At 57.5% G+C, this 18,415-nt stretch carries 4 protein-coding genes and 1 tRNA gene; all 5 read left to right on the top strand.

Annotated features, from left to right (window positions below; genetic code table 11):
- Window positions 1-207 precede the first annotated feature (207 nt).
- The 5 genes from AUP74_RS08145 (at window position 208) to AUP74_RS08165 (ending at window position 17,855) form a co-directional block, all read left to right on the top strand.
- Complete coding sequence (locus AUP74_RS08145) at window positions 208-10,482, top strand: isopeptide-forming domain-containing fimbrial protein (RefSeq protein ID WP_226999921.1); 10,275 nt, start codon at window positions 208-210, stop codon at window positions 10,480-10,482.
- Entirely contained in the window at window positions 10,473-15,653 is a 5,181-nt protein-coding gene (locus AUP74_RS08150) for an OmpA family protein (RefSeq protein WP_083260872.1), read from the top strand. Before AUP74_RS08145 ends, AUP74_RS08150 begins: the two co-directional genes overlap by 10 nt.
- Window positions 15,654-15,992: 339 nt before the next feature.
- Complete coding sequence (locus AUP74_RS08155) at window positions 15,993-17,051, top strand: hypothetical protein (protein WP_158514551.1); 1,059 nt, start codon at window positions 15,993-15,995, stop codon at window positions 17,049-17,051.
- On the top strand, window positions 17,051-17,575 hold the full coding sequence (locus tag AUP74_RS08160) for a hypothetical protein (protein ID WP_069947146.1): 525 nt from the start codon (window positions 17,051-17,053) through the stop codon (window positions 17,573-17,575). Before AUP74_RS08155 ends, AUP74_RS08160 begins: the two co-directional genes overlap by 1 nt.
- Window positions 17,576-17,778: 203 nt before the next feature.
- A tRNA-Met gene (locus tag AUP74_RS08165) sits at window positions 17,779-17,855 on the top strand.
- The last annotated feature ends 560 nt before the right edge of the window (window positions 17,856-18,415 follow it).

The raw sequence follows: 18,415 nt of genomic DNA on the forward strand, positions 1-18,415 counted from the left end.
TAAAGTGCCGCCAGCGGCAGTGTCTGCCGGAATGCAGTATCCATGCCCTGTGTGGCAGGAACCCCCAACCAGAATGGCGGCTGATAAGTGACGATGATGTCGGAAGTAACTGGACTGAAATCTCTGCAGAGTGGGCTTGCTGGACTTTTCGGCAGCATTGGCGCTTTTCTGGCTAAATTTTGCTCTCCGCTGCTCGTTGGTTTGTTATTGACCCTGCCGTTGGCTCAGGAGGCGCTGGCTGCAAACTTTGCTACATCTGATTTCGAATTTGGCCCGTCGTCTCCAACAGACCCAGGTAGTCCCCAGGAGTGCCTGATTGACGGACCGGGAGATCTGGCAAACGATGGTCGTGCCTTTGATGGGTCAGAACAGCTATCCATTGACCGCTCCTGTACCGTAAAGAACTTCACCTGTGATAACCCTCTGAGCTCTACTCTGAATTTCGCCAGTGTTACCGATGGTACGCTGATTATTTTTGACAACGTGTGTTACACCGGCAACTTCGCATGCGCCAATGTGGAGGGTGGCAAGGCTTACATCTGGGCGGTAAACGGATCGGATTTCAGCTCCGTGAAAGAGGGATGTCAGGATCTCATCATTCCCGTTGAAAAAATCGACAAAAATGCGACGGACCTGGCTGGAACGCCGATTTCCTCAGTCACTGTGGGTGTACCGTTCATCTATACCCTCGACATTCCCGTCATGTACGACCCGGTTACCGGCACGGTATTGCCGGGTGCGGGGTCTCCCAATGAAATTCAGTCCATTACGATCTGGGACGACCTGAGCAATAGCGCTCTCGGGGTCGACCTGCGTGTGATTGAAGTGCGTGCCCGATATGGCAGCACGCCCATGGTGGAGGGTACGGACTTTACCCGCACCTATGAAGGTGGTGGCAGTGATAACAACCCGGGCAAGATTGCTCTGGAAATCATCAATCCTGCTATTTTGGCTGCCGGTGAGCAGGTGCACTTCGAATTTGAAGTTGTTCTGCGGGAAACAGCGAATAACTTTATCGGCCAAACCTTTATCAACGTCGCCGAGTGGGAATTTGCGCGCAAGATCGGCGATACTTTTTACGATCCTCTCCCTGGAGAAAACGGTGTTGCCGAACTTCTGAGTATCTCTGCTCCGGACCTGGTCATGACCAAGTCCACCAGTGCCAGTGCGATTAACTTTGACGATGTGCCGGAATTTACCCTGAGTGTGCAGAACGTGGGTGGTTCGCCGGCGTGGGGTATTGTGATTGAGGATGAGCTCCCGGTCGGGATGCAGGACTTCAATCCAGTCACCGATGGTGCCACCCCGATTGAAGTGACGATGGGCGGCACAGCATTGACTGCGGGCGCAGATTATTCCCTGGCATACAACTCAGGGTCCGGTGTGCTCAGGATCGAGCTTTCCGACGATGAGGGTGCGAGGGGGCTTGCGCCTAACGAAACCCTGCAAATCACTTATACGAGCCAATTGGATCAACCGGGGAGCCCTACTGAGCCGGACGATGGTGAAACCCTGACCAACGTGGCGGCCGCTACTAGCTGGTTCAACGATACCAACGATAACAGCAACCGCGTTAGCTTTACCGGACAGCTTGATGACGGCACCGTAGGCACCGATGACGAACAGGATGCGGCCACGGTGACCGCTGCTCTGACTGGTTACTACTTCGAAAAAACCGTACGTAATATAACCAGTGGTCAATCGCCCGCCACGGTCGCGGCACCCGGCGATACTCTGGAATACACCCTGCGGTTATTCAACCTCAGTGAAAACCTGTACAACGTCAATATTACCGATCAGCTGGATGGCTCTCGGCTTGATCTCTCTTCAGTCTCTATCGACGATTCCACCTGCCCGGCTGGCGCCAGCTGTACCGACAATGGTTCTGGCCTGATTTCCATTACCGGCGATCTGGATGTGCTGCCCAACACAGCGTTGTCATCTATTGAGGTGCGTTTCGAGGTAGATGTGCTGACCTCCCTCAATACCGGGGATCTGGTCAGTAACCAGGCGAATATGTCCGCCCAGGATGCTGACAGTGGCGGAACTAGCTTCACCGCGGACAGTGACGACCCGAATGTTAACGGTGTTTACAACCAGGCGGATCCGCCCGCGACTCCTCCCGATGCGACTGTGGTGGAGGTAATCGATGTTGGCCCACTGCTAAAACAGAACCCATCTGATACCGAAGTCGCCATCGGTGAAGTATTCGAGTACACCATTACCGTTCCACAGGTTGCGGTGCCGACACCACTTTACGATGTGGAGGTGCGCGATAGCCTGCCGGAGAATCTGGCGTTTATCAGCGCGAGTGCGGATGTCGGCGGAACAAATTATTCCCTGGTCAACAGCGGCACTGCGACCGAACTGATCCTGCGTGATGCGGTCACCGGATTGGATATTCCTGCGAACCAGCAGGCGGTGGTCACGTTGCAGGTACGACTCAAAAACGATCTGATGAATCAGGATGACAGCCCTGGTTTCAGCAATGCCGCTAGTTACACTTTCAGTCGGACGCAAGGTGGTGGTCAGAATCCTGTTGGTGGGAATACCACTGCCCCGATGATCATTGTCGAACCGCTGATTGACGACACCACGTCCAGCAAAAGTGTGGCCAATGTCACCTCAGGGAAAAACGCTTCAGATCCTGCTCAAGGCGGCGATATTCTCGAGTACACGGTGACTCTGGGAAACAATGGTAGCTCTCCTGCCTACGACGTGAACCTGGTGGATGTGTTGCCCAGTGGTGTGGTACTGGATACAAGCTTTACTCCAACACTGACTATTAACGGGGTCGATCCCGGTTTTAATCCCACTCCTTCTCAATCCGGCCGCGAACTTACCTGGGGCCGCGGCAATGCGGACTCCAGTCTGGATATTCCGGCCGGTGAGCAGCTCATACTCACCTACCGGGTTCTCGTGAACACCGTTGTTGTCAGCGAGTTGGTCAATTTTTTAACGGCCGATTGGACTTCGCTAGATGGAGCAATTTCAGATGAGCGCAGCGGCGCCGATGCACCGGATACGTCAGGGCTGAACAATTATTTCATTCAGCTTGCCAGTGCGCCCGTGGCCACCGATGACACCAGCGACTTTGCAAAAGCGGTCATTACTGACAGTTGGGACGACACCACATATAGCTCCGCGGACGACCGAACGCTGCGTGTTGGCGATACCGTGAGCTATCAATTGGTACTGACGCTGCGCGAAGGGGTGACAGAGTCTGTACAGGTAGTGGATGACCTGCCGAGTGGATTGGAACTGGTCAGTTCAAATCTGACATTTGCTGGCAATATTAATTTTACAGCGACAGCAACACCTGCAGCCGGCGACACCGGAACCTTGACGTGGAACCTCGGCGACATCACCAATACACCGGATACTGATGGCACCAACGATAATCTGGTGATCGATTACGTCGTCGAGGTCGTTACCGATACTCTGGCGCATACCGAAACCAGTAACCTGCCGAACAGTGCGCAACTGAATTACGCAGGTGCTACTGCGCCTATTCCCGCGGAGGATGCTGTAGATGTACTGCAGCCGCTGTTGTCCGCCTTAAGCAAAACCGGCACCATTACCGACGGTTCCAATCCCGTGGCAGTCAATGGCGACGGCTCCCAGGCGAATCCCTTTGAAGTGGATCTGGCCAGCCACCAGATGCAGTTCCAGCTGGAAGCCTGTAATGCGCCCGGCGGTGCGCCAGCCTATAACGTGGCTATCAGTGATACTCTGGCGACTCAGTTCGATGAGGCGGATCTGGCAACGGCACCGACGGTCGCAATTAATGGCACGCCGCTCGCCCCCTCAGACTTCGATTACACCCCGCCGGTGCGCGGCGGTGAATTCCGTATCGTTCTGCACGATGATGTACCACTGCCATCAGGCCAGTGTCTGACTGTGGACTACAACATCGGCTTCTACACCGATGTGACTACTACCAGTGCCTGGAGCAACGGCGCCGCGCTGGATAACTACTGGTCGCTACCCGGTAGTACGGGTCAGGAGTATACCGATGGCATCGCTGCCCAGGTATGGATGGTCAATGCCAGCAGTGCGCAACCGCCAGTCAAAACCGTGCTCTCACCCGCTGTTGAGGCAACCATTGGCGAGCAGGTGACTTACCGTATCACTGTGCCTGCAGACAATATTGTCCGCAATAATCTGGTGATCACCGATACCCTCCCGGCGGCACTGGTGTACGAGAGTGCGATCGTTACAGTTGGCGGTGTAGCCGCAACGGCTACCGATAACAGCAGTGGCCAAAACGTAAGCCTGACACTGGCCAGCGTGGAAGCCGGGCAGGAAGTTGTGGTGACACTCACTACATACGTAGCGAATACCCTAGATACCAATGCCGGGGGCACTTTCAATAACAGTGTATCGTTCAATTACGATGGCGGCACGCTGCTGACGAGCGTACCTTCAGCGGATCTACGGATCGTAGAACCTCAGGTCAGCGTGGCAAAATCCGTAGTGCCAGACACGGCCGCCCAGGTGGGTGATGTACTGACGTATACCGTCACTCTCGCTGCACAGGATGGTGTCAACTTCTCCACCGCATTTGATCTGCTGTTGGTGGATACCCTTAGCGCCGGTCTGGAATATGTGCCTGGTACAGCCCAGGTGGATGGTATTGCCAGTGAACCAACGATAAATGGTTCACCGCAGGTGCTGAGCTGGCCGGCCAGGGATATACAGAAAGGCGATACGGTTGAAGTCGTTTATCAGGTGCAGGTACAGGACGATGTCGGCCCGGGGCAGCCCCTGATGAATGTCGCGACTGCCACTTGGACCAGCCTTAGTGGTGACGACAGCAAAGAGCGTGATGGCAGCGGCGGCCTGAATGACTATGTCGCTTCCGACAGCACGAATGTGGGTGCCCCCGATAACACGACTTTGGCCAAGGCCTGGGAGACCGATACCTTTGGCACCGCGGACCAAAATCTGCGGGTGGGTGACAGGGTGGACTTCGTGCTGACCGTTGGTCTGCAGAAGGGCTCTCATAGTGATCTGGAGCTGGTGGACAGCTTGCCGCTGGGGATGGTGTTCGAGCGCGTCGTCAGTGCCAGTGAGTTTGGTGTTGCGGTGACCGCGGATCCGACGTCCGTGAGCGGTGACGGTATCGCGAATCCGCAGATATTGACCTGGAGCTGGCCATCCCTGACCAATCCAGTGGGTAGTGCAAGTGATGAAGTGCAGATTGTCTATCGCGCCCGAGTGCAGAAAGACGTTCTCAACCAGCTGCCGACTACACAGCAGCTGCTGAATAGAGCAACACTCGACTACACCATTGTCGGTCAGCCAGCACCGACCAAGTTTGCCGAGGCGACGCCTAACCTGGTGCAACCCGAACTCTCAGTGGCCAAATCTGTAGACACCAGCGATGGTGATGCCATTATTCTCGCAGGAGAAGCGGTCACTTACACGGTAGAAGTTACCAACAGTGGCGCAGCTCCGGCTTATGACCTGGTTGTGCGCGATACCTTGCCGCAGGGAATGCGCCAGAATGGCGGCCCCAGCACTGTCTCGGTCAGCATCGGTGCAAACAGTCTTCCCAATGTAACGCCGACTTACGATACCGCTACAGGCGTTGCATTATGGGATTTCAATAGTGGTGGTGCCGATACCTATACCATCCAACCCGGCGACACCTTGACACTGGTTTACGAGGTAAGCGCGAATACGGATCTGGCGGCCGGCCTGTCTCTGGTGAATAGCGCCGAGGCGTATCTCTACTACTCATTCGATGATGAAGCCGTTCCTGCAGATGGCGTTGCCAGTGACCGCCAGCAATACGGTCCCAGCGCAGTGGCTACGGCGGAATTGACTGCAGCGGGGCCGGGTGCCCTGAGCAAGGTGGCCGGTCAGTCCAGCGTTGCCATCGGTGAACAGTTCACCTACACAATCACTGTTCCGGAAGTTCCGGTAGACGTTGCGCTGCAGGATGTGCGCATCACCGACAACCTGGCGGCTACCGGTGTGGATCTGAGCTTTGTTTCCGCCAGCCTTGCTGGCACTGCGCTGACGAATACTGGCACTGCCGATAATCTGGTGCTGGTGGATAGCACTAATGGCATCGATATTCCGGCCGGTGGCCAGGTGGATGTGCTGGTCACGGTCGAGGTGCTCAACACTGCAACCAACCAGGCTCGCACAGAACCTTTCATCAACCACGCCTGGTACGACTACGATAATGGCGTGTCTCGTCTCGGCGATGACGCGACTACGGGCGCGGACTCCGATCCGGTGACTATCGTGCACCCGGAGCTGGTGGTCGAAAAGACTGGCCCTGCTTCGCTGAAAGTCGGTACTCCCGACAACTTCGTGCTGAACGTTGCAAACACCGGTGAGGCCAGTGCCTGGAATGTGACACTGACCGACTGGCTGCCCAATCCGACGCCGGGCGGTATGTGCGATGCCCAGCCGGTGATTCAATCGGCAGTAATCCAGAAAGCAGACAGTTCGACAGTCACGCTAAATGCTGCGGATTTTGCGGTCAGTTTTGTGGCCGGTGATCCTACCTGTCAGTTCACAATGACACTGCAGACGGATGATGCGCTGGCACCGGGAGATAACCTGAGCGTTACCTATCAGGTCGATTTGGATGAGGACAATATCCACGGCAGCACCCTGATTAACATTGCTGGTGCAACCGAGTGGTTCAGTGCCGATGCATCTTCTTCCGAGCGCTTCGCATACCAGCGCCAGCTGACCGATGGCACCCCCGGAGCGGTCGACCACGAGGATAGTCACGAATTTATCGTCGAGGCGGCGACCCTTGAGGTGCGCAAGACCGTGTTCAATGTGACAACGGGTGAGTCGGGCGCGACGGCCAGCCCCGGTGATCGCCTGCGCTATACCATCGAGATTGAGAACACCAGTGATGTGCCGCTGAATGGCTTTAGCATGATCGATGAGCTCGATCGCCTGAATTCCACGGCGATGTTTGAGGCAGATTCGTTAGCGGTCGTGACCTTGCCAAGTGGTGCTTCCGAAAGCATAACTGGTAACGGCGGCAGTCAGGGTAGTGGTCTGCTCGAGGTCAATGATCTGGCCATTGCTCCGGCGGGAGAGGCCGGTGATACGCTGACCGTTGAATTCGAGGCCACACTTGTACCCGTGATCACCAGCGGCACAGTGGTGCTCAATCAGGCCCAACTTAGCGTCAGTGGTGTGGTCTTTGAGTCCAGTGACGACCCTGCACTTGGTGGGGCTGAAGATCCCACCGAGACGCTGATTGATTCGGGTCCGCTTTTCGAAATCGAAAAGACCTCTGAAGATCTGACCGGCGACGCAGCCATGCTGTTGCCCGGAGAAACCCTGCGCTACACGCTCACCGTACAGAATATTGGTGGAGAGAATGCGGTCGGTGCAGTTCTGCGTGACCAGGTGCCGGCGAACACAACTTACGTCGTGAATTCCACCACTCTCAACGCCGTGGCGGTTGCCGATATTAATGGCGGCAGCCCGCTGGCAGCGGGCCTGACTATCAACTCACCCGGAGCTGACGAGGGTGAGGTGCTGGCAGATCCGGCAGCCTCGGGAGATGCCCAGGCAGTAGTGACATTCGACGTGACGGTGAACGACGTTAATGAGGGCACCCTGATTTCCAACCAGGGCTTCCTCAACGGGGACGGTGCCGGTAGCGGAGCGTTTGAAGAAGTGCCCTCGGACGACCCGGCAACCGAAGCTGAAAATGACCCGACCATTGATATCGTCGGCGAGTCATCACTGCTGCTAGCGCGTAAAGCCGTAGCCATTCAGGTGGATAACCTGAGTGCCGGTATCGTCGACCCGGGTGACATCCTGCGCTACACCATCGTGGTGGAAAACCGCGGCGGTGTGGATGCCACCGAGGCAGTGCTGACGGACCTGATCCCGGCCAGTACCACTTATGTGCCCGGCTCCACCACGCTGAACGGTATCGCGGTGAGCGACAACGGTGGGGGCGAGGCTCGCATTGCGACTGGCCTGCCGATTTCCTCCGAGGACCTGACGCCACCTCTGCCTGGGGCGATTGAAGGCGTCATCAGTTCCGCTCGCACCGCGACCATCGTGTTTGATGTCACCGTGGATGCCGGCACGCCGACAGGTACGATTATCAGTAACCAGGGCAGTGTGGATAGTGCCGAGCTGCCATTGGTTCTGACCGATGCGGATGGCAACCCGGCGAACGGTGCGCAGCCCACTGATGTCGTAGTCGGCGATGCCCAGCAGCTGGCGATCATCAAGGAAGTGAGCGTGGTGAACGGAGCCGCCGAGGCTGGCGCCACGCTGGAATACCTGGTAACCGTGACCAATATCAGCGCGGTACCGGCAAGTAATGTGGTGATTACCGATGATCTGCTGGTTGCCGGCGACGGTGCACTCACTTACGTTACCGATTCGGCCAGGCTGAACGGCCAGGCTGATGGCATTACCGTGAATGGTTCTGTCATTACCGCGGACTACGCCTCCGTCTTCGGTGAATTGCAGCCGGAAGATTCAGCCACGCTACGCTTCCAGGCCAAGCTGGGTACCGATCTTGCGATCGGCACCACGGTACTGAATACGGCCATGGTGGAGTGGAATGATCCTCCCTCAAGCGAGCAGGCCAGCGTCTCCATTGACGTGGGTGGTACGCCGGGTATCGCCAATCTGGCCGGTTACCTCTGGCAGGATGTGAACTTCAATGCTGAGGCGGATACCGACGAGCAATTGCTGCAGAACTGGACCGTAGAGCTCTACTTCAACGGCAACCTGGTCGAGACTGCACAGAGCGACGAGAACGGTTACTTCCAGTTTGACGGTTTGCTGACCAATATGGCCGGCGGTGCCAGCTATGAGTTGAGATATGTCGCGCCTGGTGCGGGGGTAAACACCGCTTCACTGGGTAATGCGGATTCCGATTTCACCAACGGTCCACAAGAAATTACTGAAATCTATGTGGGTTCCGGTGCGAACCTGCAGAACCTGAACCTGCCACTGACACCGAACGGTGTGGTCTACGACTCGGTGGTACGTGGGCCGGTAGCGGGTGCCACGCTCACCATGCTGCGCGCTTCCAGTGGCGTGGAGTTGCCGGATAGCTGCTTCGACGACCCGAAACAGCAAGGTCAGGTGACTCAGGCTGGCGGCTTCTACAAGTTCGACCTCAACTTCTCCGGTGCCGGCTGTCCGGCAGGCAGTGACTACCTGATACAGGTGGAATTGCCAGGCGATAATTATGTCGCCGGTGAGTCCGCGATTATTCCCCCGCAGACCAATGCCGACACCGCCGGCTTCGACGTGGCGGCCTGTCTGGGCAGTGCAGGGGATGCGGTGCCTGCTACCACAGAACACTGTGAGGCACAGGCATCACCGACAGCGCCGGCTATCGATATCGATGCGCAGAGCCCGGCAACCAACTATTACCTGCGCCTGCGCCTGGATGACAACCGGGTGCCCGGTGAGAGCCAGCTGTTCAACAACCACATCGCCGTGGACCCGCAGCTGGATGGTGCCCTGTCGATCACCAAGACTGCGTCGATGCTGAATGTTACCCGCAGCCAGCTGGTGCCCTACACCATCACGTTCAGCAACACGCTCGGCGTACCGCTGACGGACCTGCAGCTGGTGGATTTCTTCCCGGCTGGCTTCAAGTACGTTGCCGGCTCCGCCCGTGTCGACGGCATGGCGATCGAGCCGGAAGTCGAAGGCCTGCAGCTGCGCTGGTCTGGATTGCGGGTCGATCCGCAGCAGACCCGAACTGCCAAGCTGCTGCTGGTGGTCGGCTCTGGTGTCGGTGAGGGTGAATACGTGAACCGGGCGCAGCTGTTCAATGGCCTGTCGGGTCAGGTGGTTTCCGGTGAGGCATTTGCCACCGTACGGGTGATCCCGGACCCGACGTTCGACTGTACCGATGTGATCGGTAAAGTCTACGACGACAAGAACATGAACGGTTACCAGGATGCCGGAGAGGGTGGTGTGCCCGGAGCTCGCGTTGTCACTGCGACCGGTCTCAATGCCACTACCGATGCCCATGGTCGCTTCCACATCACCTGTGCTGTGGTACCGAATCAGGATCGCGGTTCCAACTTCGTGCTGAAACTGGATGACCGCAGTCTCCCCAGTGGCTATCGCCTCACCAGTGAGAACCCGCGGATTGTACGCGCCACGCGAGGCAAAATGATCAAGGTGAACTTCGGTTCCAGCCTGCACCGGGTTGTGCGTCTGGACATGGCCGAAGGCGTGTTCGAGCCAGGCAGCACCGAGATGCGGCCCCAGTGGAATTCCCGCACGGAGCTGTTGCTGGAAAAACTGCAGGAAGCGCCATCGGTACTGCGTCTGTCCTACCTGGCAGAAAACGAAGATCCAGATCTGGTAGATCGCCGCCTGCAAGTCATGAAGGCGCGTATCGCCGATGAATGGGCGCGCGATTACGGCGACTATGAACTGACGATTGAGACCGAAGTGTTCTGGCGGCGTGGGGCGCCGCCGAGCCGGGGGGGATGGAAGTGATGTTAATTCCTCATAAAGCGCGGCTCGCCGCCGACACCAAACTGCGAGCGCGGCCCAAAGCGCTATGTGCGGCGATCAGTCTGCTGACACTTTCAATGGCCTCGGCCAGTATCGCGCAGGATGTGAACCTGCAGGCGGAAGATGCCAGCTGGTGGGAGGTGTGGAAGCAGATTCCCGGACTCTCCCCCGAAGTTGAAGAACCTGAGGTCGACTACGAAGAACAGCCGCTTGGCAGTAACACGGAAACGATGCTCCTCGGCCAGCCCCGCAACCAGTGGGTGCAGGACGCAACGCTCTTTTCCGAAGCTATGGAGCCGGTGCGGGAAGAAAATCTCATCGACCCCATGCCATTCGAGACTGTCGATGATGAGATCAGCGAGGCTCAGGTCGAGGCCTTGCGTGAAAAGCTGGCTGAACTTTCCGGTAAGCACAATCTTCAGCTGAAGTTTATCGGACACACCGACGCCGCGGCGATGACGCCCCAGCAGCTGGCGGAATATCTCGATAAGTCAGAATTCACCCGCGCCCGAGCCAAGCATGTGGCGGAGTTTTTCCAGCTGGCGCTGGACCTGCGGGAGGACGCGGTTTCCTTTGAAGGCCGCGGTGACGAAGAGCCGCTGGTAGAAAATATCACCAGCCAGGGCCGGGCCATGAACCGCCGTGTCCAGGTGCAGATCACCTACGATGAGCTGGATCAGCAGGCCCAGGCCGAGATGGCACGGGCGCAGGCGCTGCAACTTAACCGGGTAAAGGTCTGTCGCCAGGAGACGGTCTGTCGCCTGACCTATACCGCCGGCACCGAAGAGCGTGCACGACTGAAAAATCTGGTGACGCCGCTACGCTGGCAGCCGGGCCAGGTGGATCTGCCCGAGGCCTTTATGCGCCGCATCAGCGAGGTGCGCGCGCAGTTGGCGGATAAAAATAACCTGGTGGTTCACTTCGTCGGTCACACAGACGGCATGCCATTGCCGGAAGGCCCGGCGGAGCTATATAGCGATCACTTGGCACTTTCTCTCGCCGAGGCGCGCCGCGTGGCGCTGGCGGTCCGCGATAGCCTTGGCCTGTCGGAGACGATGGTGACCTACTCCGGCAAGGGCAGCAGCATGCCCATCGTCGCCAACGACACCGCCAAGGGGCGTGCCCTGAACCGTCGGGTTGAGGTGGAATTCTGGTACGACGATCCGCTGGAGACCGCACACAATGGTGTGCAGGCCTGTCCGGAAGCGGCGGGTGCGGAGACCATTACCGTCGCCCACGAGTCGCCCACCGGACCGCTTGCTCCGATCCGTTTTGAAAGCGGCGATCCGGTGATTGCGCAATCTGAACTTGCCCGTATGCGCAGCATCATGGCGGAAGTGGCGGACAAGGCTAACGTTCGCCTGAGTTTTGTTGGCTACAGCGAAAACGAGCGCATGGAGCGTCGTGAGGCCATGGTCTATGGCGACGACGTCGGTCTCTCCCGCGCGCGTGCGCGTCGGGCGATGGAGCAGGTCCAACAGGCTCTAGACCTCACCGAAGAACAGGTTGAGTTTGAGGGCCGTGGTTTCGTGCAGTCCGACGATGTGGTGTCCACCGGCTTTATCGAGCTGGACGGCGCACGTGTGGAAGTACAGGTGCTCTACGACGAGCTGGCGGTGCTTTCCGAACAGGATCGCCTCGCGATCGAGCGGATCGATCGGGAAGCGCAGGCCAACAACCCCTATGCGCTCAACCTGATGCGCATTACCGTGGACGGCAGTCCGGAATACGATCCCTACAAGAACTCTGCCGACTTGCAGCGGTGTACTGACGTGGCGCTGGAGCAGGCCAACATTCAGTTCCGTTTCGATAACAAAACCATGACGCCGCGGCTGAACGTCAGTGCCTGGCCCACCACAGTGCGCTATCAGGATGATCCGCAAACGGTCGTGGATGACAGCCGGGTACAGTTCCGCAGCTACTCCAATTACCCGAACTTTATTGAGCGCGCGGAAGTGCGCCTATTCGAGGAAGAGCAGTCACTGCGTGATACTCCGGTGGCCGTGGTCCCGCTGGATGAAAACGGTGATGGCGACTGGAGTGCTCAATTCGAGGAATTTGAAGCGCCACTGAAAAAGCTGCAGTACGTGCTGCGGGTCTACGACGAAGACGGTCGCTATGATGAAACACGGCCACAGACGCTGTGGCTGGTGGATCGGCTCGACGCGCCGGCGAACGAACAGGTAACCGAGCGCGAGTTGCTGGTCGGTTATGGTGAAAACCGCCTGGCGAGCCAGAATATCCCGCTCGATGGCAACACCGTGCGCGTGAACGGTGCGCAGATTCCCGAGGATCACACCGTCTGGCTCGCCGGTCAGTCGGTGCCGGTGAGTGAGAATGGCGAGTTTGTCGCCGAACAGATATTTAACCGCGGCCTGCACACTGTCGAAGTCGCCGTGCTGGACCCCGAGGGCAACGGCGAATTGTTCCTGCGCGACCTGCGCTTTGCCAACAACGAGTGGTTCACCGTGGGTATTGCCGATTTCACGGTTGGGGTCGACGATACCAACGGCCCGGCAGCGCTGGTGACCGGCGATGAAACCCACTATGACAACTCGGTTAGCTACGACGGCCGTCTGGCGTTCTACACCAGTGGTGGTTTCGGTGAGGGCTGGCGGCTCTCTGCCAGCGCCGATACCGAAGAGGGACCGGTGGACGAACTCTTCTCCAATTTCATGGAGAAAACACCGGATGCCCTGTTCCGCCGACTGGACAGCGATCTGTATTACCCCACTTTTGGTGACGACTCGACAGTAGTCGAGGATGCCCCCACGTCCGGTAAGTTTTACGTCAAGCTGTCTAAGTACGACGACTACGGCTTGTGGGGCAACTTCAAGGCCAGCTATACCGATAACGAACTGGCCCATATCGACCGTGCGCTCTACGGTGCTACCGGCCACTACGAAACCGATGATGTAACCAGCTTCGGTGAGAAGCGTTTTTCTGTCGACGGCTTCAGTGCCGAACCGGGCACCATCGCTGGCCGGGACGAGTTCCGTGGTACCGGTGGTTCCCTCTACTTCATGCGCCACCAGGATATTCTCGCTGGCTCCGAGCGCGTGCGGGTCGAGGTGCGTGACAAGGATTCAGGCCTGGTACTGGGTGTGAAAAACCTCACTCCGGTAATCGACTACGACGTGGACTATATCCAGGGCCGTATCCTGCTGAACCGGCCGCTTTCCGCCATCGCCAATGACAATGTGCTGATCCAGGACGGGTCCTATAACGGCAACCCGCAGTATCTGGTGGCGCGCTATGAATACACGCCGGGCTTCGAAGAAATGGATACGCTGGCGCTCGGTGGTCGCGCGCACTACTGGATTGGCGATCACGTCAAACTGGGCGTGAGTGGTACCCAGCAGGATGAGGAAGATAACGAGAGTTCGCTACAGGGCGTCGACCTGACCTTCCGCAAGAGTGCGGGCAGCTGGATAAAACTGGAATCCGCTACCAGTGAGGGCAGTAATCTCGACAGCCTTTCCTCGTTCGACGGCGGGTTCAGTTTCAATTCTGAAAACCCAATCGACCCACAGGCCAAAGCCGCTGCCTCCAAGGTGGAAGGTAGCGTGCAACTGAACGACTTCTTCGAAGGCGCCCGGGGCTCCGGTACCTTCTACCATCAGGAGCGTGAAGCAGGGTTCTCGGCACCGGGCCAGATGGTCAATGGTGATACGACGCAGACCGGTGCCAGTGTCACCGTGCCGATTGGTAGCCGCGCTGATGTCAGCCTGAAGGCGGACAGTAAAGACCAGGAGCTGGGCCTGCAGACTTCCGCCCTGGATCTGGCGGTGGGTTACCAGCTCAATGATCGCTGGCGAGTCACCACCGGTGCCCGCGCGGATACCCGCGAGGATCTGTCGCCGGTGGTACCGGCGACCCAGACCCAGGGTGACCGCACCGATATGGCGGTAGAGGCTGCCTATGATTCCGGTGCTGACTGGCGTGCATTCGGCTTCGTGCAGCGCACTCTGGAAGTGGACGGCAATCGGGATGAGAACAACCGGGTCGGCTTTGGTGGTGCCTATCGCGTGAGCGAGCGCCTGACTCTGGACAGTGAACTGTCCGGCGGTGATACCGGCACTGCAGCGCGAGTGGGTACTGACTACCTGATCAGTGACCGCACCAACATCTACCTGAACTATACCCTCGACAACGAGCGCACCGACACCGGCGTGCGCGCACGCAAGGGCAACATGGCCAGCGGTTTCCGCAGCCGTTACTCCGACAGCCTCAGCATTTATGGCGAGGAGCGCTACAGTCACGGTGATGTATCCACGGGCCTCACCCACGCCCTGGGTATGGACCTGGCACCGAGCGAGCGCTGGAACTACGGTACCTCCGTTGAGGCGGGCACTCTGGAAGACCCGCGCACCGGCGCACAGACGGACCGTCGCGCGGTCGGTTTGAACATGGGCTTTAGTGACGGAGATATCCGTCTCGCCTCGGCTGTCGAGTACCGCACCGACACTATGGAAAACCCGGTGGAGGGGCAGGACACAGTACTGGAGAACGAGCGCAAGACCTGGCTGCTGAAAAACACTGCCAGCTACCAGATCAATCCGGACTGGCGCCTGGTGGGCAAGCTCAACTATTCCGATAGTGAGAGTTCCCAGGGGCAGTTCTACGACGGCAAGTTTACTGAGGCCGTGATGGGCTATGCCTATCGACCGGTGAACAACGACCGCTGGAACACACTGCTGAAGTACACCTACTTCTATAACGTTCCCACCCAGGGGCAGGTCACGGTGGAGAACACCGCGGCGGAGTTTATCCAGAAGAGCCATATCTTCTCGGTGGACACCAGTTACGATATCAGCCGCCAGTGGACACTGGGTGCCAAGTACGCCTACCGCCTCGGCCAGCTGAGCCAGGATCGCCAGAACCCCGAGTTCTTCGACAGCCGCGCTAACCTCTACGTACTGCGTGCAGACTGGCACTTCGTCAACAAGTGGGATCTGCTGATCGAGGGGCGCATGCTCGAGCTGCCGGACGCCCAGGATCAGCGCAGCGGTGCCCTGCTGGGGCTTTATCGCCAGGTGGGACGCCATTTGAAAGTGGGTGTTGGTTACAACTTCACAGACTTCTCTGATGACCTGACTCAGCTTGACTACGATAGCCAGGGTGTTTTCCTGAACGTGATAGGGAAACTTTGATTGCTGTCCGGTCGCACTGCTCGCGGTGCGACCGGCTGGCAGACCGTAAAAAATTACCGATCCAGAATGCTTCCGGTACCTCAATCGAAGCCTGAGACCGGGAGGTAGGAACAGCTTTGGCCGCGGTTCCGAAATCTATCTACTCTTATTTCGCTCTCCTATGCTTGTTCCGGGGCCGTGGCAAATCAGCCCCTGTGATTCATTCCCATGATTTGATCGATGAGACATTGTGGTGTCTCTACGTGACAAACCTGTATTTTTATCGCTCTCCCCCAAAAAGCTCTCTGGTAAGATTCCCCGGCAAATAAAAAGCAATAAATGCAAATCGGGGATGGCTTCATGGTCAAAAAAATTCTATTTGTGGTATCGGTTCTGCTGGTTACCGCTTGTTCTTCCACACCGTATGAAAACTTTGACTCAGCGACGGTGCAGGGAAAGGGTTCCATGCGATTGGTTTCGCAGGTCTCTCAGGAGGAAATGGTCAAGGAATTTGTGCCTTCCAATAGCGGGGGATCAGCTGGAGCTCAGTTTGGTCTTGTGGGTGCACTGGTGGGTTCGGCGATCGATGCATCAGTCAACAACTCCCGTGCTCAGGATGCCGAACAGATGGTTGAGCCTTTCCGCAATGCATTGCTGGATCTGGATGTGCGTTCGCTGGTCTACCATCAGCTTGCCGAGAACGCTTCACGAATCGATTGGGTTAGCGATGTCAATCCGGTTATGGAACAGCTGGAAGCGGGTAAAAAGCCGGAAGATTATGTCTTGGGGGTCGATGAAGATCTGGTTCTGATGGTGGATACCCGGTATAGCCTCAAGCCCGGAACTGAGGTTGTTGAGTTCGTGGCGATGTACGCCCTTTATGATAAGGATGCAATCCGTAAAGCGGGTAAGTCCAAGGCAAAGCCGATATACAGCAATACCGCAACCATTCAGTCTTATCCTCACAACGCCAGTATTCGCCGTCTGACTGAGAGTGAGAAGGAAGCTGAGCGTCAGAGTATCGAGCAACGGTATCCGACGGATGCTGAACTGGCGAAAAACACCCTGGCGCGGAATCAAAAGAACAAGAAAAAGGCTCTGGCAAACCTCGACACAAAAACGCTGTCCGTGGTTGGCTACAACCCCAATGGCAGTGTCTGGCTGGCCAACGATGGAGCCCTGCTGCGTGAGGAAGTTCAGGCAGCGCCATCCCTCTTGGCTGATATGGTCGTGAAGGACCTCATGGGGGAATACCCGCTGCCTGAGCTGGCTGAAGGTGAAAAGCGGAAGCATCCGAAAGCGCCTCAACTGCTTGAAGAATCCGAGAACGGGATGGTCATTACCCGCCGCCCAAATGGAACGTTGCTTTCCAAGCACCGTGATGCACCTGTCTATACCACCTTTGGCAACGTGTTCTAATGAGCAGGTGTTCAGCACTGGCTTTGCTGCTTGTGGCGCTGACGGGGATTCCAGCTTGCGCCACTAAAGTCAGCAACACTGTGATCGGAGACGGACCACTGCCGCTGGTGGCTGGAGAAGATGCTCTTACCGCGCAGAGGCGTGATTGTCCTGCAACGATTGCCGTGATCGACGAGAGCGTCAAATCTCCGCCGCTCACCGGCATTGGTAATCAGGTCGTTCGGTCTGTGGCGCTTGAGTTGCTGGAGGGGTTGGGTCCAGAAATTACAGAGTCGCAGGGAGAAAGCGATTTGCAGGTGGTGGTCAAGCGTGCGTATGTGCACAATCTTGCATCTTCAAAGTCCGCAGTGGTGGTCCTCTCTGTCACTAATCGTGAGACAGCGGAAAGTACCGTTTACCGTGGCCGGTCCGTTGGTGTGAACTGGTGGGGAACCCAGAGGGAGTACCTGGAGGGTCTGAAACTTGCCATGCAAGAGGCCCTTGGACCGGTGACCTATCAACTGCAGCGCATCTGTGCATCTTGATCTGGGTAGGCTCTCGACTAAAACTCGCACGAATCTGCTGATACGGCTGCTGGCTCGAGCGGCACGGAATTGGTGAGTCAGAAAAAAATTGCGATGGTGTCTGGACTTCCCGCCGTCACATCCCTAGAATGCGCAGCCTCTTCGGCGCTCGGTCATCCAGCGCCAGCCAACGAAGCGTTACCAGAGCTCGTTGGTCGAGTTGATGCGGGGTGGAGCAGCCTGGTAGCTCGTCGGGCTCATAACCCGAAGGTCGTCGGTTCAAATCCGGCCCCCGCTACCAAATTCTTCCGCCAGTGGTTTTAAGAGAAGTGCCCGACGAATCGGTCTCCCTCTCTACCTCTGGCCGGCAAAGCCGGGCGAAGGTCGTTATTCGAATCTGACCGCGCTACCAAATTCAAGTCCTACAACTTCGTAGGCAGGGCCCGACATGTCGGGCTCGCTTTTCACCTGAGTACGGCGCAGCCGCTCGAAGGTCATCGGTTCAAGTTCCGCCCCCGCTACCAAATTCTTCCGCCAGTGGTTGTAAGATGGATGCCCGACGTTTCGGTCTCCCTTTTTACCTCTGGCCGGCATAGCCGGGCGAAGGTCGTCGGTTTAAATCCGGCTCCACTGCCAAATTCAAGTCCTACAACTTCGTAGGCAGGGCCCGACATGTCGGGCTCGCTTTCACCTGAGTACGGCGCAGCCGCTCGAAGGTCATCGGTTCAAATCCGGCCCCCGCTACCAAATTCTTCCGCCAGTGGTTTTGAGATGGATGCCCGACGTTTCGGTCTCCCTTTTTACCTCGGGCCGGCATAGCCGGGCGAAGGTCGTCGGTTTAAACCCGGCTCCACTGCCAAA

This window comes from Microbulbifer aggregans (assembly GCF_001750105.1).
GTDB lineage: Bacteria > Pseudomonadota > Gammaproteobacteria > Pseudomonadales > Cellvibrionaceae > Microbulbifer > Microbulbifer aggregans.

Excerpts from the sequence above, each read along its gene's own strand:
- AUP74_RS08155 (WP_158514551.1), top strand. The coding sequence starts at position 15,993 with ATGGTCAAAAAAATTCTATTTGTGGTATCGGTTCTGCTGGTTACCGCT.
- AUP74_RS08150 (WP_083260872.1), top strand. The coding sequence starts at position 10,473 with ATGGAAGTGATGTTAATTCCTCATAAAGCGCGGCTCGCCGCCGACACC.
- AUP74_RS08160 (WP_069947146.1), top strand. The coding sequence starts at position 17,051 with ATGAGCAGGTGTTCAGCACTGGCTTTGCTGCTTGTGGCGCTGACGGGG.